Source organism: Chryseobacterium sp. (assembly GCF_008014695.1).
Lineage (GTDB): Bacteria > Bacteroidota > Bacteroidia > Flavobacteriales > Weeksellaceae > Kaistella.
In genome coordinates, this window is sequence record NZ_VOXE01000003.1 from 51,326 (window position 1) to 71,296 (window position 19,971).

A 19,971-nucleotide genomic window follows, 5' to 3' on the forward strand; every position below is an offset into this window, starting at 1 on the left:
GTTTTCTGCAAAAGTAAACAAAATCAGGAACTGCACGAAAGCATGCTGCAGCCGGACCGGTCATCATACACGGAAGGTCTTTTCTGCGAAAATTCCGGATAAATTTCCTCATATGGATTCCGGAGGGCGCTTAAAATTTTGTTGAACATCTCCTTTTTCCCGTTTTCGAGTTCTTCAATGCATTCGAAAAGAATAAAATTCCTCAGGATGAATTTCGGATTGTTTGCCTTCATCATTGCTAGAGAAACGTCCATTGAAATGGCATTTTCAGTTCTTCTTTTTCTATAAAGATCAATAAAATCAGTCAGTTCCTTTAGCTGAACCTCAGTGATTCCATCATAAAACGTATTTTCAAAAAGAATTTTCAGATCGTTGTTTTCATCCAGTTTTTCCAGCTGACTGAAAAATAAGGTATGGTCGATCTTTAAATCTTCCATCAGTTTCTGCCAGTTCGTGAAGAATTCGCTGTCACCTTCAATAAGATTTTCAAATCCAAACTTACGCGCGAGCATTTCATCATGTTTTTTCCAGAAGGTGGGGCTGAAATCATTAAGCACTTTTTCCAGAAAAGCTTCATCATTAATTAAAGGAAAAAGGGCGTTGGCGAGCTGCCAAAGATTCCACTGTGCTATCTGCGCCTGTTTGCCGAACGCATATCTGCGTCCCGGTAAATCGGTGGTGTTGGGTGTAAAATTCAGGTCGTATTCATCCAGAAAAGAAAAAGGCCCGTAATCAATGGTCAGCCCCAGAACCGACATGTTATCGGTATTCATGACGCCGTGCACAAAACCGACGCGGTACCATTCGACCATCAGATCGGCAGTTCTAAGGGCGATATTTTCAAAAAAATCCCGGTATTTGTTCTCGCTCTCCGCATTTATTTCCGGAAAATAGTTGATAATGGCGAAATCGGTGAGTTTTTTAAGAAGAGCCGTTTCCTTCTGGGCAGAAATCAATTCAAAATGACCGAAACGCAGGAAACTTTCTGCGGTTCTGATCATTACTGCACCCTTTTCCGGAGCAGGATTTCCGTCGTACATCATATCGCGCATCACTTTTTCGCCCGTCAGACAAAGACTCAACGATCTCGTGGTCGGAATATTGAGGAAAAACATGGCTTCGCTCATCAGATATTCCCTTACGGAAGACCTAAGCACTGCCCTGCCATCGGCATGACGCGAATACGGAGTTGCTCCGGCTCCTTTCCATTGTATTTCTGTTGTTTTTCCTTCATCATTTTGGATTTCTCCGGCATAAATGGCTCTTCCGTCCCCCAACTGTCCGGCCCAGTTTCCGAATTGGTGTCCCGCATAAGCAGTAGCATAAGTCACCCAGTTTTCAGGGAGGCTATTGCCCACGAGAAAATCCAGATCATTTTTCTCCAATTTTCCCAAACCAATTTCTTCAGCAAGGTTTTCATTGAAATCAAGAAGTTCAGGATGCGGAAATCCGGCTGGTTTTACAGCAGCAAACAGGATTTTGGGGGTCTGCCGCTGCATATTGTTTCCCGAAAAATCTCCTGGGAATAATTTGGTAAAGTTCTGCGTAATATTGTTCAGCTTCATGGTTCAAAATTACTGAATATATTCCGGGTAAAGAAAAGGCCCTTCCGTAAACGGAAGGGCCTTATAAATCTTGTTGAATAATTACTATTTGTTGAAATCAATGTCTTCGCCGCTGTTAATGACTTCATTTACATTTTCTTCTTTTTTCGCATTCTGTTTTGGCTGCTCGGGTTCGGGCTCAGGATTCTTGAGCTCATCGATTGTCTGCAGACCACCATCGTCGCCATAACCGCCAAGACCACGAAGATCTGAACAGTCCCCTTTCCATTCGGAAGGTTTTACAAACTTATCATCAGGCGCCACCCCAAGGGTTTTATCGGCCCAGACTTTTTTCATAAATATGGCCCAAATCGGAAGTGCCATTTTCGCTCCCTGACCTTCGCCGGTTCCGCGGAAGTGAGTGGCACGGTCTTCCCAGCCTACCCAAACCCCGGTTGCGAGATTAGGAGTGATTCCCATAAACCAACCGTCAGAATTATTCTGGGTCGTTCCGGTTTTTCCGGCAATTTCTACTTCTGCAGGAATTCCTTTTCTACGGAGTTCTCCTGAAGCGGTGCCATAAGATGCAACGCCTTTCATCAGGTCAATCATCGTGTAAGCATACAGCTCATTCATGACTTCTTTCATTTCCGGCTTCACTTCTTTTATCACTCTGCCGTTTGCATCTTCAATACGCCAGATCATCTCCGGTTTAATATAATTCCCGTAATTGGCAAACGTGCTGTATGCACCCAACATTTCAAAAATGGTAATATCCGACGAACCTAAAGCTACTGCGTATTCGTTCGGAATTTCTTCTGTAACTCCCAAATCTCTGGCGGTCTGGATGACACTTTTTGGAGTAGCCATCTCAATCAGCCGCACTGCGACGGGGTTTTTAGAATGAGCAAGAGCGTCTCTCAAAGTCAAACTTCCTCCTGACCCTTCAACAGTCCAGGTTCCCTTTCTGTAAGTGGCGTTGGAAATTGTTGAACATGGTGTTAAACCCAATTTCATAATCGCCGTTGCGTATACAAAAGGTTTAAAGGTAGATCCAACCTGTCTTTTTCCCTGTTTGATGTGGTCGTACTGGAAATGCTGCCAGTTGATTCCGCCCACCCAGGCTTTTATTTCTCCGGTTCCGGGCACCATCGACATTAAACCTGCCTGTGCAATCTGCTTGTGATAACGGATGGAATCCCATGGAGTCATCTCCACTTCCTCTTCGCCGCCCCACGTAAACCTGGACATTTTGGTCGGAGTTCTAAAATCCATCATAATGGAGTCTTCTGAAACACCCGCTGCCTTCTGTTGTTTATAGCGGCCAGTTCGTTTTACGGCCTGCATCATTATCGAATTGATCTGAGTATCATCCAGAAAATAAAAAGGAGCTTCCTTCCTGCCGCGCTGTTCCGAATCAAATCTGCTCTGAAGTTCGGTCAAATGTTCCCTGATAGATTCTTCGGCGTAATTCTGCATTTTAGAATCAAGGGTAACATAAATTTTTAGTCCGTCGCGAAAAAGGTTCAGGCTTTTTCCGGTTTGTTTTTCATAATCTTTCAGATAGCGGTCTATTTCTTTCCGTAAGTAAAATTTATAATACGCTGAATAGCCTTCGTCTACACTTTTTACCGGCTGATAATCAATTTTTACTGGAGTGTTGACTGCCTTTTCATAATTTTCCTGATCCAGATATCCGGTCTTAAGCATTTGTTCGAGCACTACATCTCTTCTTTGTTTTGCTCTTTCGGGATATCTTTTGGGATTGTTTTTTACAGGATTCTCAAGCATTGCAACAAAAGTTGCCGCTTCGGGAAGCGTAAGCTGCGGTGTGGATTTATTAAAATAAATACGCGAGGCCATCTCTATCCCATTAGCATTGTTTACGAAATCGAATTTATTGAAGTATTTCTCAATGATTTCTTCCTTGGTATATCTTTTTTCCAGACTTACCGCTACGACCCATTCCTTCAGTTTCTGAAAGGCGCGACCAATCTTGTTATGAGATACCTGCTCTGTAAAAAGCAGTTTGGCGAGCTGTTGAGAAATCGTCGACCCTCCACCGCGTTGCCCTCCGTATGCAACAGCCCTTGCTACGGACCAAATATCGATACCGGAGTGTTCCTTGAAACGTTCATCTTCCTTCGCCTGCAAAGCATACACCAAATAAGGCGGCAGCTCTTTATAGGTAACCGGCATTGTTTTTTCTTTCTCAAAAGTTCCCAGTTTCACACCATCGGAAGAATATATTTCTGAAGCGACAAAAATATCAGGATTCTCCAGCTGTTGAACATCGGGCATTTCACCCACAAATCCCTGGGAAACTGCAAAAAAGAGCGCTGCAATTCCTACAACCAAAGCAATAAGACCAATCCAGATCATTCTGACCCATTTGCGCCAGCCGGTTCTTTTGGTTTTATTATTTTTTGGAGGAAGCGGAAAATTCGGTCTGCTCCCACTGTTCTGTTTGTTTTCCATCAATAATTATGGTTTTGCCGGTTCTATTTTTACTCCGATGTCCTCAATTCCCGGAAGTACATCCCTGCGCATTGCCTGTGTAATCCCAATGTTATACGGGGCGTTTTCAGGAAATTTGTAGTTAAGCCTGTACTGGAAAAGGATTTCTTTTGTTTCACCGAAACCTTTACCAATCCATTCTCCGTTCGGATTTGCGAGTACACAGTTCAGTGTATCCGTTATTTTTTTCTTCGTTTTTAAATTGGTAAGATTAACAATCATCCGCAGGTTGCTGTACGGATAGGTGTTATTGTTTCTTACCACAAATATAATATTTTTAGGATTTTGCGCGTCTTTAATTTCAAAACGGAACTGCTGTTCTGTTTTTTTATTCCATTTACCGTTTACTGCGTTCATTTGGGTGTGATCACCTGCATCTGAACAGCTTACAAACAAAACCAAAATGGCAAAAACTGCTGAAATCTTATACATTATTGTCTTTTTTTGGAGGAAATTTCTTTTTAAATTTCTTTTTCGGCGGGTTTTGTCCCGTTGGGTTTGCAGTTTGATTTTCAGGCGCTGTTCTCGCTTTCGGAGGATTGTTTTTCTGGCCCTGCGGAGCTTTGGCCTGATCAGGTCTGGTTGATCTTTTATCCTGTTTCTGATTGCGGTTTCTGTTCTGATTGGGTTTGCGGTCCTTCTCAAAACGGTCCAGACTGCTTTCCTGAATCAGGTCATTTGTTTTATAGGCGTGTTCAGTCACCTTTAAATCTTCCAGAGGAATTATTTTCTCTCCGTTCTTGTTTTTCGCAATCATTTTTTTGACGTCTTCAATGTCGAAGTCATACCACGCCATAGAATTGTCGGCATACGCGAACCACATTTTTCTTTTGAAAACATCGATTTTAATACAGAATGCCCTTCCTCTTTCGGTATCGAGATTGGTTGATGAGGGCGGAAATGCGCTTAAAGTATCCAGATAACTGTCGAGTTCATAATTTAGACAGCATTTGAGTTTCCCGCACTGGCCGGCCAGTTTTTGAGGATTGATGCTCAACTGCTGGTAACGGGCGGCATTGGTGTTGACGGATCTGAAATCGGTAAGCCAGCTGGAGCAGCAGAGTTCACGTCCGCATGAGCCTATTCCACCGATTTTCGCGGCTTCCTGGCGGAAACCGATCTGTTTCATGTCAATTTTTGTACGGAATGTAGCCGCAAATTCTTTAATCAGCAGACGGAAATCGACACGGTTATCAGCTGTATAGTAAAAAGTAACTTTCGAATTGTCTCCCTGAAATTCCACATCGGTGATTTTCATCTGAAGATTCAGTGCATGCGAGATTTTTCGGGCATCCACTTTTACGGTTTCTTCCTTTTTACGAACCTCCTGCCATGTTTCAATATCTTTTTGATTGGCTAAACGGTAAATTTTCAGTGGCGTTTCATCAGGAAAATGTTTCTTCTTCATCTGAATTTTCACCAGTTCACCGGTGAGACTTACCACACCAACATCATGTCCGGGACTAGATTCTACTGTTACAATGCTTCCTATGTGAAGCGGTAAACGGTGTATATTTTTATAGAAACACTTTCTGTCATTTTTAAATCTCACTTCCACAAAATCACATTGGTTGGAAACGGGGTTATTGATGTCAGAAAGCCAGTCGAATACACTTAATTTATAGCTATTACCGCAGGTATTTACACTTTCGCAGCCATTCGCAGATTTGGTTCCGCATGAATGGGAAGAATCGCCGGATGTTTTGCATCCACAACTCATAATTTTTTTATTTAATGTGCAAATTTAGTATAAATTTTATTTAATATTTAAAATTGATTTTTTTTGACTGTATTTAAAAAATAAAACCAACCTGAGTTTGCTTTTAATATTTAAAGGAGTGTTTGAAATAAACAGTCCGCTGTACCTTCATTATTAATGACATTATTTCAGTGCTAATTATTTGAAAATCAGTATATTAAATTTTAGATACTATTTTAAACATAGCAACAAATAGACGTTTAGTTTAAAATGTTAAAATTAATTAACATTTGTGATGAAAATAATTTTATATTTGAACAATAATAATCATTTTTTTATGAAAAAGATCTTAATTTCCTCATCCCTATTGGCAGGCAGTATGCTGTTTGCTGGGGGATTCAGGGTATCGCTTCAGGGTATTAAGCAGTTGGCGATGGCTCACACGAGTGCTCACGCGGAAGACGCGAGTGTTACATTTTTCAATCCTGCGGGAATGTCATTTATTCCTTCGAAACTGAGTGTTGTTGCAGGCGGATTTGGTGCCAAATCAGAAGTAACATACCAAAATCTGAATACCCTTGAATCCTATACAACCGACAGCCCGATCGGGACCCCACTTTATGCAGCTATTGCCTATAAAGTAATGCCGAATTTATCAGTTGGGTTTAACTTTTCCACGCCATTTGGAAGTACAATTGAATGGCCAGAAGATTGGGCAGGAAGAGAAATTGTTCAGAGACTGGAATTGAAATCGTTTTATTTCCAGCCGATGGTTTCAGTAAAACTTGCACCATGGGCATCTTTGGGAGCCAGTTACATTTACGCTAAAGGCTCTGTAAACTGGGACAAGGCGGTAACCCAATTAGATGGAACGCTTAACCTGAAAGACGAAAAAGCTACGGGACAAGGATTTGGTTTTGGATTTTATTTTCAGCCGGATGCCAAATGGGACATCAGTGTAGCATACCGCTCACCGGTTGACATGGAAGCTGAAGAAGGTAAGGCAACATTCGCTATTTCTCCCGCATTATATTCATCTCTCGGATTGGATGCGAACGGCCAGGATAACTTTAAGGCTACACTTCCTTTGGTGGAAGAATATACTGTTGGTTTGACCTATAAAGTAACCCCTAAATGGTTACTTTCTGCAGATTTCAACTATCACGGATGGGAACGTTACAGCAAACTCACCCTCGATTTTGAAAAAGCCCCGATCGGTAATCAAGCATCAGATCCAACGATTTTGGTTTCACCAAAGAATTTCCATAACACTAAAACTTTTAGATTGGGAACTCAGTATCAGTTAACGGATATGATTGCCGGAAGATTAGGTTGGTATTATGATGAATCTCCTTACGAAGATGAGAATTTTATTCCGGAAACACCATCATTTGACACCAATGTGATTACCGGAGGTTTAGGATTTAAATTTGCAAAAGGTTTCGGACTTGACGTTGCAGGAGCCTGGGCGATGCCGCAAAGCAGAAAAGTGGAGAATTCTAACAGTAATTTCTTTGGACAGGCGAAAGCGAAGGCATTTTACTTCGGTTTAGGTCTTTCTTATAATGCATTTTAGATTTAATTAAAATTATGAAAAAAATATTAATATCAACAGTCGCTGTTTCAGCTTTATTATTTACGACTGGCTGTAAAACAGATTTCGATCAGGACGTAAGCAGTATTTCAGTAACGAACGGAGATGCCAATTTCACAAAATATGTAGCTTTAGGCAATTCTTTGACTTCCGGCTATCGGGATAACGCATTATACAGTGATGGGCAAAACGAATCTTACCCGTCTATGATTGCTAAACAAATGATGCTTGCAGGAGGAGGTGCCTTCAAACAACCATTAATGCCAAACAATGTAGGTGGATTTACAAACCTTCCTGGTTTTTCTGGCAAGCTTACTTTACAGGTAGTGAATGGTGCTTTAACACCTGTTGCTTCGCCTGCCGCTGCAGCATTAGATAATGTAGTGTCTTCGGGACCTTACCAAAATTTAGGTGTTCCTGGAGCAAAATCATTCCATTTGGGAGCTGCTGGTTATGGGAATGCAGCGGGACTTAGCGCGGGATTAGCAAATCCATATTATGTAAGATTCGCAACAAGTGCTACGAGTTCGATAATTGCTGATGCTGTGAGTCAGTCGCCAACATTTTTCTCACTTTGGATTGGAAATAATGATGTTTTGTCTTATTCCACAAGTGGAGGGATAGGAACTGATCAGACAGGCAACTTAAATCCTACAACGTACGGCGCAAATGATATTACAGATCCAACTGTATTCGCATCTGTTATTAACAGTTATGTAACCGCATTAACTGCAAACGGCGCTAAAGGAGTTTTGGCAAATATTCCGAATGTTACCTCGATACCATACTTCACAAGAGTTCCCGCAATGCCAATCGCAGGATTGACTGATTTGCAAGTTACCCAACTTAACGGAGGCTATGCTCAATACAATGGCGGTTTAGCGCAGGCTAAAGCTTTAGGTGCCATTACCGACGCAGAATATCAAAAGAGACTGATAAAATTCACTGCTGGAACAGCAAACGGTGCTGTTATCACAGACAAAGATCTAAGTACCGTTCCTGGACTTCCTAAATACAGACAAACGACCTCTAAAGACCTTATTTTGCTGACCGCCTCAGCGGTTTTAAATCCAACTATTGGGGGTGGTACTGTAATGGCATTAGAGGACAAGTATGTTCTTACCGAAAAAGAAACCGCAAAGGTTCTTACCGCTACCATGGCTTATAATACAGCACTTAAATCAATCGCAGATGCAAAAGGTCTTGCTTTCGTTGATGCCAATACAAAAATGGTTGAACTATCAGGAGCATCTGGGATCCAGTATGACGGCGTTAAATATTCAGCAACATTTGTTACAGGCGGAACGTTCTCACTTGACGGGGTTCACCTTACCGGAAGAGGCTATGCGCTGATTGCAAACGAATTCATTAAAGCCATCAATGCAAAATACAACTCAACTTTACCGCAGGTTAACGTTAACAGTTATTCCGGTGTTAAGTTTCCGTAATTGTTCTAAAAAAGGAAATTAATAACCATTCTTTTGCCAAAGCAAATTCGTTTGCTTTGGTTTTTTTTATGCTATTTTTGCGCGTTTATATATTATTATGACTTCATTATTTGCTGAAAAACCCAAACATATCTTCTTTGATCTCGACAATACCCTTTGGGATCACCGTAAAAACGCTTACCTAACCCTCAAGGAAATTTATAAAAGAGAAAAAGTCGAAAAAAAATACTCAATTGATTTTGAAGATTTCCACAGAGAATATTTCACGATCAACGAAAGACTTTGGGCACAGATCAGAGATGGCGATATTGATAAGGAATACCTGCGTAAACACCGTTTTTATGATGCATTTCTGTTTTTTGGGATTGATGATTTTGAGCTTGCCCAGATTTTTGAGCACAATTTTCTGGATGAAATCCTTAATTACAATGACCTTGTAGCAGGGGCGATGGAACTTCTGGAATATCTTACCGAAAGAAAATATAGACTGCACATCCTTTCCAACGGATTTCAGGAAGTCACTGACCGGAAATGCGAACTTTCAGGCATCAGCAGCTTTTTTGAAACCATTACAAGTGCCGATGAGATCAACATCAGGAAACCGAAGCCGGAAATTTATGAATACGCTTTAAAAAAAGCCGGTGCAAACAGAGAAGAATCCATGATGATTGGCGACGACTGGATTGCTGATGTGGAAGGCGCAAAAGCATTTGGCCTTCAGGTGGTGTTCTTCGATGTTTTCAACGATAATTTTGAGGCTGAAGAAGTAAAAGTCATTAAAAAACTCAAGGAAATTACCACATTTCTTTAGTGGGAAATTATCGGTAAAGGTGCTGAAAAAAGTGTTTTTGGGAATCAAAAGCCAGGTCATCCGGATTTATCTCTTTTAAAGGAATCCATAAGATTTCAGAAATCTCAGAGATTTCCAGGCTAACTGCAAATTTTTCTGAGACGTTGTATTCGTAAAAAAGATCGAGCGTGCGATAATCAATCTCTTTGTAAAGATAAGTATTGGGAAAACTTCCAAGATATTTAAGGTCAGAAGGCTGAAGGTGAAGCTGCAGTTCTTCAAAAAGCTCACGGACACAGGCTTCCTCAGCACTTTCCTCAGGATCTACAAAACCGCCTGCCAAATCCAGTTTTCCCTTTTTGGGCATCTGGTTTCTCTTCGTGAATAAAATCTCATCACCACACCTGATCACCACAGCCACTGCAGCTGCAATATTATTATACAGCACAAAATCGCATGCACCGCAGGTCCACTTCCTTTCGCCATCCCAAATCAATGTTTTTTCTCCGCATTTAGGACAGTATTTTAAGTCATCCATCGATTAGGAGACCGCTTTGTTTCGTGGATGATAGTTTAAAATAACATTCCGGAGCTCATCAGTTTTAAGATGAGTATAAATTTCAGTTGTGGTAATGCTCGAATGACCCAACATCTCCTGAATATACCGAAGATCTGCACCGTTCTGAAGCAAATGAGTGGCAAATGAGTGGCGGAACGTATGTGGAGAAATCTTTTTGCTGATTCCAGCTTTTTCGGTAAGCTCCTTGATGATGATGAAGACAATAACGCGTGACATAGAAGAACCCCTGCTGTTCAAAAACAGAATATCCTCGTGCTTTTTATTGATTTTATAATGGCTCCGCACATTCTGAATATATTCTTTGATGAGGTGAGACGTAATGTCTGCAAGCGGAACCAGACGCGATTTATCGCCTTTTCCAATAACCTTAAGATAGTTCTCTTTAAAATTGATGTCGGAAATTCTCAGGTCGATGAGTTCAGAAACCCGGAGTCCACAACCGTAAAGCACTTCTATCATGCATCGGTTTCTCTGTCCGAGATCTGTAGTAACATTGATGGCTTTAATGATTCTTTCCACATCTTCAAAACTGAGTGTATCGGGCAGATAAAGTCCCAGTTTGGGTCCTTCTAGAAGGGTTGAAGGATTGTCTTCGCGCATTTCGTCCTGCTGCAGAAATTTAAAAAATGCTTTGATAGACGAAATCCATCTTGCCTGCGATCTTTCACTGAATTTCTGTTTGGAAACCTGATAGAGATATTCCTGAAGCTGTTCATAAGTGATATGTTCCGGTAGAACATTATCAAGGAAATCTTCTGCAAAAGTCTTGAGTTTTCTGATGTCCCGAAGGTAAGCATCCAGCGTGTTGTCTGAAAAATTCCGTTCAAACTTAAGGTAATTTTCAAACTCCTTAATTTTTTCATCCCATTTCATAATTCCTCTTTTTTGTTTTGGTTATTGGTTTACATTGACAAGAGTTCATTTTCATGGATCTGAACGGTTTCAATGTTGTGGTTTTTTAAAAAACTTATTCCCTCTTCGTCAGAATACTCGTGAATATAAACGATTTTCGAGATTCCTGACTGTAAAACCAGTTTACTGCATTCTTTACAGGGCGAAAGTGTTAAATATAGCGTTGCCCCTTTTGCAGACTGTGTTGAACTGGCAAGTTTTAAGATTGCATTGGCTTCTGCATGCAAAACATACCAGTGTGTGCTTCCACTCTCATCTTCGCAGCAATTATCAAAGCCCGAAGGTGTACCGTTATAACCATCAGAAATGATCATCCGGTCTTTTACAATAAGGGCTCCTACTTTCTTACGCTCACAATACGAAAGTTTTGCCCATTCCTGCGCCATTTTTAAATAGGCGATATCAAATTTGTTCGGTTCCAAAACTAAAATGTGGGTTTTCTCTTTTCCAGAAACGCTGAAACCCCTTCTTTCTTATCGGGCATATCGAAAAGTTCTCCAAAAAACTGTATTTCGGCATCATAACCTTTATCAGTGTCAGATAGATTAATGGCTTTAATGGCTTTTTCAATGGCCATGGGAGAATTATATGAAATAGTGGTAGCCAGTTCTTTCGCTTTCGATAAAAGATCTTCCAAAGGGAAAACTTCATTTACAAGACCGATTTCTTTCGCTTTTTTAGCGTCAATCATTTTTGCTGAAAAGATCATCTCATTTGCAAGACCTTTTCCAACGATTTTTGCAAGCCTCTGCGTGCCGCCGTAACCGGGAATCAAGCCTAAAGTAACTTCCGGAAGTCCAAGTCTGGCATTTTCTGAAGCATAGCGGATGTGGCAGGCTAAAGCCAGTTCCAGACCACCACCCAAAGCGAAACCGTTTACAGCAGCGATCACGGGTTTCTTTAAATTTTCAATTTTATTGAAAAGGAAGCTTTGCCCGTTACGTGCAAGTTCTTCTGCTTTTTCCTGCCCGAAATCTGAAAATTCTTTTATATCGGCACCAGCTACAAAAGATTTTGGACCGTCGCCGATTAAAATAATGACTCTTACTTCCTGATCTTCATTAAGGATTTCAAATGCGGTACTCAACTCCTTTATAGTAGCTGAGTTCAGTGCGTTCAAACTTTGCGGCCTTCTGATGGTGAGGACTGCGGTTCTGTTTTCCTTCTCTACAACAATATTGTCAAAATTCATGTGTTATCAATGTCTTTAAAAAATGCAAATTACTAAAAATCTATGTAGAAAAATGAAAAATATCTATAAAAATTCATTTTTTAACATTTTAAATTTAATTATGTCTTCATATGGCTCATCATATTCGCGTCAATGTTGATTTGCAGACCCATGGCAATCTTCATCCCTAATTCAATATTCGCACGGAAAAAATGACAGAGCTGACGGCCGATAATTTCTTCTCTTTTCGGACCGGAAATTCCCTGCATGTGCTTAACAATATTCTTTATAAGGTGTTGCCGGTCATTTTCATTCAGGGCCTTGGTGTAAAAAAGACCAGGTTGGGTATAATGGTCGTCATCGAATTCATTTCTGTTAAAGTTCGCAACGTGCATGCTGGTGATCTCGTACTCAAAGTTTTTATAATCCGGATCTGGTTTTACTCTGTCGAAACTGTTCGGGAAATAATTGGGAGCGTCACCCGCTTCATTGAATGCCATAGCCCCATCCCGCTGATAATTGTTGAAACCAAACGGACAGGCATTTACAGGGAGCTGGTGCGCATTTACACCAATTCGGTAACGCTGTGCGTCGGGATAGGAAAAGAGCCGACCCTGCAGCATTTTATCCGGAGAAAAACTGATTCCGTTGATGAGATTACTCGGCGAAAAAGCCGCCTGTTCTACATGGGTAAAATAATTCACAGGAATTTCGTTAAGTTCCATTTCCCCGACTTCCATCAGAGGAAATTCTTCCTGAAACCACACTTTGGTAACGTCAAAAGGGTTCCAGCGAAAATCTTTCGCCTGCTCTTCGGTCATGGTCTGGATGTACATCTTCCATTTCGGAAAATCTCCTCTTTCAATGGCCTTTACCATATCTTCCTGAGCAAAATCCGGGTTTTCACCTTTCATTCTCTCGGCTTCCTCATCCGTAAAATTTTTAATCTCCTGCTGTGTTTTAAAATGAAATTTCACCCAGGTTCTTTCGTTGTTCTCATTGATCATCGAAAAAGTATGAGATCCAAAGCCATGCATATGCCTGAAACCATAAGGTGTTCCGCGATCCGACATCAGAATCATGACCTGATGCAGACTTTCGGGATTCAGGCTCCAGAAATCCCACATCATGGTTTTGTCCCTTAAATTCGTTTTGGGCACGCGTTTCTGTGAATGGATAAAATCAGGAAATTTTTTCGCATCTTTTATAAAAAATACAGGCGTATTATTGCCAACCAGATCCCAGTTTCCTTCCTCTGTGTAAAACTTCAGTGCAAAACCGCGCGGGTCGCGTTCGGTATCCGCGCTGCCTCTTTCGCCGGCTACAGTTGAAAACCTTGCAAAAATTTTGCAGGTGTTGCCGGCTTTTGAAAAAAGTTTGGCTTTTGTATATTTCGAAAGGTCATGAGTCACGGTAAATTTACCGTACACTCCTGTTCCTTTTGCGTGCACAATCCTTTCGGGAATCCTTTCCCGTACAAAATGGGCCAGATTTTCCTGCAGAATAAAATCCTGAAGCAAAACAGGGCCTCGCGCACCTACCGTCTGAGAATCCTGATGCTCAAAATACGGGGCTCCGGAGCTGTTGGTGAGTTTATTGTGATCCATTTTTCAGTCTATTTTAAGGGTAAACAAATTTACATAAAGTTGCATAAATTGCCATAAGGTATATAACGTAAAACAAAAAGAACTAATTTTGTTGAAGATAAATTTTAAATAAATGAACATTCAGCAATTGGAATACCTCATCGCGGTTGACAAATATAAACATTTCGGGAAAGCGGCCCTTTCCTGCTTTATTACACAGCCAACCCTCAGTGCGATGATTCAGAAATTTGAGGATGAACTGGATGTTAAAATTTTCGACAGAACAACCCACCCAATCCGTACGACGGATGTGGGAATACAGATTATTGATGAAGCCCGCAAAGTGGTGGATTCGGTAAACGAACTGCGCAATAAGGCCAGTCTGCTGAACAATGTTCTTGCCGGAAAGGTAAATCTGGGAATCATTCCGACCGTTTCGGGTTTTATATTGCCCACTGAGATTTTTGATTTTCTGGAAAAAAACCCGAAAATCGAACTCAATGTAAAAGAAATGACCACCGACGGAATCATCAAAGCCCTGAAAGCCGGCGAACTGGATGCGGGAATCATTTCAACGCCATACGAAGCTGCCGAGGAATTTTATCAGGATTTCCTCTTTAATGAAGAACTGATGCTCTATTCGCCCGACTTCCTCGAAAAAAAGGACTGTTTTGTAGCTCCCGAAGAAATTGACACTTCAAAAGCCTGGCTTCTTGAAGAAGGAAACTGTCTGCGAAACCAATTTCAGAACATCTGCCATCTCAAGGAAAATTCGGTAAAGCCAAAAAACCTTGATTTCAGCTCATCCAGCATCAATACTTTAATACAGATGGTGGATAAAATCGGCGGCATTACCATTTTGCCGGAACTGGCCACCGCTCAACTTTCCGATGTACAGAAAACAAAAGTTGCACGCTTCCTGAAACCTTTCCCATACCGGGAAATCAGCCTTATTTATTACAAACCCACCTATAAGCAGAAAATTCTGGATGAAATGACTGCATTCATTAAAAACTCGCTGAAGGAAAAACTAAATTTTACAAAGAATCCCGAAAATTACGTGGGAGTAAAACCGGAATAATTAAAACCTTCAAAAATTTTTGAGATCCATTTAAACTGACTAAATTTGCAACCGGAAAATATCCGAGGAAAAATTTGAACTGATTGCAACCTCTTTAAAAAAATGCTAAAACAGAACTTCTATTTTAGTTTCTTTTGTAATCAGCCGTTTTTTCATCAACAAAATTAAAAAACAAAAGAAGTATGTCATACCTATTTACGTCCGAATCTGTTTCAGAAGGACACCCAGATAAAATTGCCGACCAGATCTCAGATGCATTAATCGATCATTTTTTAGCCTATGATCCCAGTTCAAAAGTAGCTTGTGAAACGCTTGTGACCACCGGTCAGGTTGTGTTGGCAGGAGAAGTGAAATCGGAAGCATATCTTGATGTGCAGACGATTGCGCGGGATGTCATCAATGAAATCGGTTATACGAAAGGCGAATACATGTTCAACGGAGATTCATGTGGCGTGATTTCTGCGATCCATGAACAGTCATCAGATATCAACCAAGGCGTTGACCGGGTTACCGGAGATGAAGATTTTGAAACAAAAGCCAATTCACAGGGAGCAGGAGATCAGGGAATGATGTTCGGTTACGCGACCAATGAAACCGAAAATTATATGCCGCTGGCTTTGGATCTTGCGCACTCGATCCTGAAAGAACTGTCGGTTCTTAGACGGGAAAATAATGCCATTCAATATCTTCGTCCGGATGCCAAATCACAGGTAACCATTGAATATTCTGATGATCACAAACCAATCAGAATCGATTCTATCGTGGTTTCCACCCAGCATGATGATTTCGGAAGCGAAGAAGCGATGCTGGCAAAAATCAAAAAAGACATTATTGAAATGCTGATCCCAAAAGTGAAGGCGGCCCAGAAAAGAGAAATCCAGGAACTTTTCAATGATCAGATCAAATACCACATCAACCCAACCGGTAAATTTGTAATCGGCGGCCCACACGGAGATACCGGTTTAACCGGAAGAAAAATCATTGTAGATACTTACGGCGGAAAAGGCGCGCACGGAGGCGGTGCATTTTCAGGAAAAGATCCTTCTAAAGTCGATCGCAGTGCGGCTTACGCCACGAGACACATTGCCAAGAACCTCGTGGCTGCAGGTGTTGCAGATGAAGTTCTGGTACAGGTATCTTACGCAATTGGCGTTGCTGAACCTTGCGGTCTGTACATCAATACCTACGGGACCGGAAAAGTAAATCTTCACGACGGAGAAATTTCTGAAAGGATTCAAAAGATATTTGATTTGAGGCCTTATGCCATTGAGCAGAATTTAAAACTCAGAAACCCGATTTATCAGATCACCGCATCTTACGGCCACATGGGAAGAGAATATTTTGTTGCTGATAAAACCTTTAACAAAGGAAAAAAGAATGAAAAAACAATTGAAAACCTCGAGTTCTTTACCTGGGAAAAGCTTGATAAGATCGAAGAAATTAAAAAGGAATTTAATATTTAAATTTCCAGAAAACAATAAAACTGCTTTATCTGAACGGATAAGGCAGTTTTTTTTAACTTTACCTCCAGAAACAGATCTCAACTATGAAAAAGACGTTTATTTTTTCCTTTTTTTTACTGCTCATTACCCATTTTGCTACGGCACAGCTGACCATGCATAAAACGGTTCATGCCGGTTACGTTTATCAGAATCAAAGTTTCGGGGAAATTGGCGGGAGACTTCTTTTTCTGAAAACAGATGATGTGATTTACAGAATCGGAGCTTCAGCATTAATGGGCGCCGCAAATGGTAAGTTTGCCGTTTTACCGAAGGTTCAGGGAGATGTTTTGATCAATTTCGAGAGAAATGTAGACATCTACCATTCCTATTATTTTCTGGCGGGTGCGGAAGCTACCACCAAATATATCGCCCCAAAAATTGGCGTTTCTCTTTTTGGGCTGGTTGATTTGACGGGTGGTTATGCTTTTCCGATCGGTGAAAGCGGTATCAACGGGAAGCAGCTGAAGGGCCTGAACATCAATTTTACGCTGAACATTCCTATTGTTGTGATCAGCGATTTAACGGATTAATTGAATCAATATTGCATTATTTTGATTTTTTTATAATAAAAATAACAAAGTATTAACTTTTTTATTATTTTTACACGATATAAACAACACCTATAGATTTTAAACTTTACTTTTTAAACAGATAACAATCATGCTCACCCTTCGGGTGCTGCTGGATGTGATTTATAAATAAAAAGTAATGAAAACAAAATCAGACAGCCTGTTGATAACCGACTACCGCGGTGGAAGTGAACAGGCATTAGCCTGCCTCATAGAACGACACCAAAAAGACCTCTTTTCTTTTATATTCTATAAACTCATGGATGAAGATCTTGCGAATGATATTTTCCAGGATACTTTCATGAAAATTATCGTGACTCTTAAAGAGGGCCGTTATAACGAAGAAGGAAAATTCATTCTCTGGGCAAAACGCATCGCACACAATTTAATCATTGACCATTACCGGCTTAAATCGAAACACATCAAGGTTTCGGAAACTTCCTACGATAATGAGGAATTTTCGATTTTCGACCTCATCCGCGAGCAGGAAGAGAATATTGAGGACCGCTTGGTTTCCCAGCAAATCCACAGCGATCTCTTTAAAATGCTTGAGCTTTTGCCCGAAAACCAGCGCGAAGTAATAAAACTGCGTTTTTTCGACAACCTGAGTTTTAAGGAAATAGCTGAACAAACCGACTCAAGCATCAACACCACATTAGGGAGAGTACGTTATGCGCTCATTAATCTTCGCAAAATAATGGGGGAAAATAAAATAATATTAACGCGGTAACAATAAATCGATAAGATGGCACGTTTTGAGTGAAATGCTTCAGCCTATGAAAAAAAATGACACTCTAAACGAAAAACTTTTGAAACCGAAAAAAGCCACTGTCGATTTTCTTTTAAATTATTCGCGTAACCTCAAGGTCCTGAATGGCCGTTCAAAAAATTATCTGGTTTCAAAAAACTGATTTTTTCTTTATTAATGCTGTATTTTGTACAGCATTTTTTTTCGCCTACCCTCACTTACAGATAACCGTTAAAATTTTTTTAGGGATCATTGCAAAGAATCCCTTTTGTAGTTAGCTCTTTCTTCCCGTTTTCAAAAATAATTCTATATTTGAAAAAAATTGCATGAAGACATTACTACTTAGCTCCTTTTTAATTCTTGTGTTCGCTCATGTTTCTGCCCAGGAAACGGAAGTTCCTACGCGACAGAATGATATTATTCTTGATCCCATAACCACTATTGCCGGAATGGGAAGTTTATCTTATGAAAGGTTACTTAATCAGGACAGCGGAGTGGGTATTCACGGCTTCTTTTATCTGGGAAACGAAGATGATTATGACAATTACCGTTTTATGCAGATTTCACCTTTTTACCGTATGTATTTCGGTAAGAAATATGCTTCCGGATTTTTTATAGAAGCCTTCTTGCCAATTACTACCATTAAAGACAGTTATTATTACTATGAGCCTGTAAACCCGAACTATTATTCGGAAACAGAAGACACTGAAACTACCCTGGGTTTGGGATTTGGAGCAGGCGGAAAGTGGGTGACAAAGAGGAATATTATCTTTGAAGCAAGTGCCGGAATTGCCCGGAGATTTGCGGGAAATAGTGATATGTTCTCCTCCATCACAGCTAAATGGATGCTCGGTATCGGTTACCGATTCTAAGGAATAAAAATTCTGAAGAAGTTTTGCCATTCCGCTAAACCTTTTTCTTAAAAACTACCTAATGTTTTCTGACGAATATTTTATGAAGATGGCACTTCAGGAAGCTGAAACCGCTTTGGAAAAGGACGAAGTTCCCATTGGCTGCGTGATTGTTTCGCATAACCGCGTCATTGCAAAAGCCCACAATCTAACCGAAACACTGAATGATGTTACGGCTCATGCAGAAATGCAGGCCATTACTGCTGCTGCCAATTTCTTGGGCGGAAAATACCTGCAAAACTGCACACTTTATGTGACGCTGGAACCTTGTGTAATGTGTTGCGGTGCCCTGAACTGGGCTCAGATTTCGAAAGTAGTGATTGGCGCACGGGACGAACAGCGCGGTTTCATTAATAAAAACCTCACGCTTCATCCCAAAACAGAAATGATCACCGGCATCATGGAGCATGACTGCTCCGCAATCGTGAAGGAGTTTTTTAAAAGCAAAAGGTAGAAATTTAAGAAACCTGAGTCGGAAAATTTTGAGTAACAAACTACAGGTCTTTCCCCAAATAATATAAACCCTTAAGGGTATGAAGTCGGTCTGCAACATTAATTTTCTCCGTTAAAGGTTTGTACACGTGCGAAACGCCCCCGGTTGCTATGACAAAGCAATTGTCTGCCACCTCAGCATTGATGCGGTCAATAAATCCTTCCACCATTCCCAAATATCCGTAAACCATTCCGCTCTGCATGCAGGAAACCGTATCCAATCCCAGAACCATTTTGGGTTTCACGAGTTCAATTTCGGGAAGCTGGGCCGTATCGTGAATTAAAGAATTCAGGGAAGTGATGATTCCCGGAGCGATGATCACACCCAAGGTTTCGCCGTTTTCATCAATACAGCTCGCCGTTAAAGCCGTTCCGAAATCAAAGATTATTTTTTTTCCTTCTGGGTAAAGATGATGTGCCGCAACCAGGTTCGCGTAAATATCGGTTCCCATCTGTTTAGATTTGGGTTGAACTGCCGAAGGCGTATTCCGATCAACCGTTACCGGTTTCTGACCGTGAATTTTTTCAATTGCTCTTGTAATGTCATACGTCAGCTGCGGCACCACCGAACCGATGATGACTTTGTCAATCTTCGCAGCATCAACCTGATGGGTTTGGTACATCATCATAAACTGCATCTGCAGTTCGTCGCTCGTGCGGTAAGGTTTGGTATTCAGAATCCAGGAAACCTCGCATTTTTCCCCATTAAAAAGTCCGAACCGGATGTTCGTATTCCCGATGTTAATTACAATTGAATTCATTAAATCTGATTTAATTGAAGGAAATCATGCCCCCTTTTTTACTGGCTCTTTCTACTTGATTCTTGA

19 protein-coding genes are annotated in these 19,971 nt (G+C 40.8%); 9 read left to right on the forward strand and 10 right to left on the reverse strand.

Features of this window, described 5'->3' with window-relative positions:
- Positions 1-23 precede the first annotated feature (23 nt).
- The 4 genes from FUA25_RS07990 to FUA25_RS08005 all read right to left on the reverse strand — a co-directional run bounded on the left by FUA25_RS07990 (position 24) and on the right by FUA25_RS08005 (position 5,781).
- Complete coding sequence (locus FUA25_RS07990) at positions 24-1,565, reverse strand: protein adenylyltransferase SelO (RefSeq protein ID WP_147756394.1); 1,542 nt, start codon at positions 1,563-1,565, stop codon at positions 24-26.
- A gap of 84 nt (positions 1,566-1,649) precedes the next feature.
- Complete coding sequence (locus FUA25_RS07995) at positions 1,650-4,022, reverse strand: transglycosylase domain-containing protein (RefSeq protein WP_147756395.1); 2,373 nt, start codon at positions 4,020-4,022, stop codon at positions 1,650-1,652.
- Positions 4,023-4,028: 6 nt separating this feature from the next.
- Positions 4,029-4,493 (reverse strand): gliding motility lipoprotein GldH, encoded by a 465-nt coding sequence (locus FUA25_RS08000; protein WP_147756396.1) that lies wholly within the window; start codon positions 4,491-4,493, stop codon positions 4,029-4,031.
- Positions 4,486-5,781: a stage 0 sporulation family protein gene (locus tag FUA25_RS08005; protein WP_147756397.1), complete on the reverse strand. Its 1,296-nt coding sequence runs from the start codon at positions 5,779-5,781 to the stop codon at positions 4,486-4,488. Before FUA25_RS08005 ends, FUA25_RS08000 begins: the two co-directional genes overlap by 8 nt.
- Before the next feature lie 316 nt (positions 5,782-6,097).
- Between FUA25_RS08005 and FUA25_RS08010 the strand changes: the two genes are divergently transcribed.
- The 3 genes from FUA25_RS08010 to FUA25_RS08020 all read left to right on the forward strand — a co-directional run bounded on the left by FUA25_RS08010 (position 6,098) and on the right by FUA25_RS08020 (position 9,613).
- Positions 6,098-7,336 (forward strand): OmpP1/FadL family transporter, encoded by a 1,239-nt coding sequence (locus tag FUA25_RS08010; protein ID WP_147756398.1) that lies wholly within the window; start codon positions 6,098-6,100, stop codon positions 7,334-7,336.
- 14 nt (positions 7,337-7,350) lie between these two features.
- Positions 7,351-8,802: an SGNH/GDSL hydrolase family protein gene (locus FUA25_RS08015; RefSeq protein WP_147756399.1), complete on the forward strand. Its 1,452-nt coding sequence runs from the start codon at positions 7,351-7,353 to the stop codon at positions 8,800-8,802.
- 97 nt (positions 8,803-8,899) lie between these two features.
- Positions 8,900-9,613, forward strand: coding sequence for a YjjG family noncanonical pyrimidine nucleotidase (locus FUA25_RS08020; protein ID WP_147756400.1), 714 nt, complete (start codon positions 8,900-8,902; stop codon positions 9,611-9,613).
- Between the two features lie 7 nt (positions 9,614-9,620).
- Here the strand turns inward: FUA25_RS08020 and FUA25_RS08025 are convergent, their stop codons facing one another.
- From FUA25_RS08025 to FUA25_RS08045, 5 genes are all read right to left on the reverse strand, one after another.
- Positions 9,621-10,130: an NUDIX hydrolase gene (locus FUA25_RS08025; protein ID WP_147756401.1), complete on the reverse strand. Its 510-nt coding sequence runs from the start codon at positions 10,128-10,130 to the stop codon at positions 9,621-9,623.
- Positions 10,131-10,133: 3 nt separating this feature from the next.
- The gene (xerD, locus tag FUA25_RS08030) at positions 10,134-11,045 is read right to left on the reverse strand and encodes a site-specific tyrosine recombinase XerD (RefSeq protein ID WP_147756402.1); all 912 of its coding nucleotides are present in this window, start codon (positions 11,043-11,045) and stop codon (positions 10,134-10,136) included.
- Positions 11,046-11,074: 29 nt separating this feature from the next.
- Entirely contained in the window at positions 11,075-11,506 is a 432-nt protein-coding gene (locus FUA25_RS08035) for a deoxycytidylate deaminase (RefSeq protein ID WP_147756403.1), read from the reverse strand.
- Between the two features lie 2 nt (positions 11,507-11,508).
- The gene (locus FUA25_RS08040) at positions 11,509-12,276 is read right to left on the reverse strand and encodes an enoyl-CoA hydratase/isomerase family protein (RefSeq protein ID WP_147756404.1); all 768 of its coding nucleotides are present in this window, start codon (positions 12,274-12,276) and stop codon (positions 11,509-11,511) included.
- A gap of 98 nt (positions 12,277-12,374) precedes the next feature.
- Positions 12,375-13,862 carry a catalase gene (locus FUA25_RS08045; protein WP_147756405.1) on the reverse strand — a complete coding sequence of 496 codons (1,488 nt, stop codon included), beginning with the start codon at positions 13,860-13,862 and terminating at the stop codon, positions 12,375-12,377.
- Positions 13,863-13,974: 112 nt separating this feature from the next.
- Between FUA25_RS08045 and FUA25_RS08050 the strand changes: the two genes are divergently transcribed.
- From FUA25_RS08050 to FUA25_RS08075, 6 genes are all read left to right on the forward strand, one after another.
- Positions 13,975-14,922 (forward strand): hydrogen peroxide-inducible genes activator, encoded by a 948-nt coding sequence (locus FUA25_RS08050; protein WP_147756406.1) that lies wholly within the window; start codon positions 13,975-13,977, stop codon positions 14,920-14,922.
- Positions 14,923-15,104: 182 nt separating this feature from the next.
- A complete protein-coding gene (gene metK / locus FUA25_RS08055) occupies positions 15,105-16,385 on the forward strand; it encodes a methionine adenosyltransferase (protein ID WP_147756407.1) in 1,281 nt (426 codons plus the stop codon).
- 83 nt (positions 16,386-16,468) lie between these two features.
- Positions 16,469-16,954, forward strand: a complete 486-nt coding sequence (locus FUA25_RS08060; protein WP_147756408.1) for a hypothetical protein — start codon at positions 16,469-16,471, stop codon at positions 16,952-16,954.
- A gap of 178 nt (positions 16,955-17,132) precedes the next feature.
- Positions 17,133-17,723, forward strand: coding sequence for an RNA polymerase sigma factor (locus FUA25_RS08065; RefSeq protein WP_147756409.1), 591 nt, complete (start codon positions 17,133-17,135; stop codon positions 17,721-17,723).
- Positions 17,724-18,067: 344 nt separating this feature from the next.
- On the forward strand, positions 18,068-18,613 hold the full coding sequence (locus tag FUA25_RS08070) for a DUF3575 domain-containing protein (protein ID WP_147756410.1): 546 nt from the start codon (positions 18,068-18,070) through the stop codon (positions 18,611-18,613).
- A gap of 61 nt (positions 18,614-18,674) precedes the next feature.
- Complete coding sequence (locus tag FUA25_RS08075) at positions 18,675-19,106, forward strand: nucleoside deaminase (protein ID WP_147756411.1); 432 nt, start codon at positions 18,675-18,677, stop codon at positions 19,104-19,106.
- A 40-nt stretch (positions 19,107-19,146) separates the two neighbouring features.
- Here FUA25_RS08075 and FUA25_RS08080 read toward each other — a convergent pair whose 3' ends face one another.
- On the reverse strand, positions 19,147-19,905 hold the full coding sequence (locus FUA25_RS08080; RefSeq protein ID WP_147756412.1) for a type III pantothenate kinase: 759 nt from the start codon (positions 19,903-19,905) through the stop codon (positions 19,147-19,149).
- Between the last annotated feature and the right edge of the window lie 66 nt (positions 19,906-19,971).

Excerpts from the sequence above, each read along its gene's own strand:
- FUA25_RS07990 (WP_147756394.1), bottom strand. The coding sequence starts at position 1,565 with ATGAAGCTGAACAATATTACGCAGAACTTTACCAAATTATTCCCAGGA.
- FUA25_RS07995 (WP_147756395.1), bottom strand. The coding sequence starts at position 4,022 with ATGGAAAACAAACAGAACAGTGGGAGCAGACCGAATTTTCCGCTTCCT.
- FUA25_RS08000 (WP_147756396.1), bottom strand. The coding sequence starts at position 4,493 with ATGTATAAGATTTCAGCAGTTTTTGCCATTTTGGTTTTGTTTGTAAGC.
- FUA25_RS08005 (WP_147756397.1), bottom strand. The coding sequence starts at position 5,781 with ATGAGTTGTGGATGCAAAACATCCGGCGATTCTTCCCATTCATGCGGA.
- FUA25_RS08010 (WP_147756398.1), top strand. The coding sequence starts at position 6,098 with ATGAAAAAGATCTTAATTTCCTCATCCCTATTGGCAGGCAGTATGCTG.
- FUA25_RS08015 (WP_147756399.1), top strand. The coding sequence starts at position 7,351 with ATGAAAAAAATATTAATATCAACAGTCGCTGTTTCAGCTTTATTATTT.
- FUA25_RS08020 (WP_147756400.1), top strand. The coding sequence starts at position 8,900 with ATGACTTCATTATTTGCTGAAAAACCCAAACATATCTTCTTTGATCTC.
- FUA25_RS08025 (WP_147756401.1), bottom strand. The coding sequence starts at position 10,130 with ATGGATGACTTAAAATACTGTCCTAAATGCGGAGAAAAAACATTGATT.
- xerD (WP_147756402.1), bottom strand. The coding sequence starts at position 11,045 with ATGAAATGGGATGAAAAAATTAAGGAGTTTGAAAATTACCTTAAGTTT.
- FUA25_RS08040 (WP_147756404.1), bottom strand. The coding sequence starts at position 12,276 with ATGAATTTTGACAATATTGTTGTAGAGAAGGAAAACAGAACCGCAGTC.
- FUA25_RS08045 (WP_147756405.1), bottom strand. The coding sequence starts at position 13,862 with ATGGATCACAATAAACTCACCAACAGCTCCGGAGCCCCGTATTTTGAG.
- FUA25_RS08050 (WP_147756406.1), top strand. The coding sequence starts at position 13,975 with ATGAACATTCAGCAATTGGAATACCTCATCGCGGTTGACAAATATAAA.
- metK (WP_147756407.1), top strand. The coding sequence starts at position 15,105 with ATGTCATACCTATTTACGTCCGAATCTGTTTCAGAAGGACACCCAGAT.
- FUA25_RS08060 (WP_147756408.1), top strand. The coding sequence starts at position 16,469 with ATGAAAAAGACGTTTATTTTTTCCTTTTTTTTACTGCTCATTACCCAT.
- FUA25_RS08065 (WP_147756409.1), top strand. The coding sequence starts at position 17,133 with ATGAAAACAAAATCAGACAGCCTGTTGATAACCGACTACCGCGGTGGA.
- FUA25_RS08070 (WP_147756410.1), top strand. The coding sequence starts at position 18,068 with ATGAAGACATTACTACTTAGCTCCTTTTTAATTCTTGTGTTCGCTCAT.
- FUA25_RS08075 (WP_147756411.1), top strand. The coding sequence starts at position 18,675 with ATGTTTTCTGACGAATATTTTATGAAGATGGCACTTCAGGAAGCTGAA.
- FUA25_RS08080 (WP_147756412.1), bottom strand. The coding sequence starts at position 19,905 with ATGAATTCAATTGTAATTAACATCGGGAATACGAACATCCGGTTCGGA.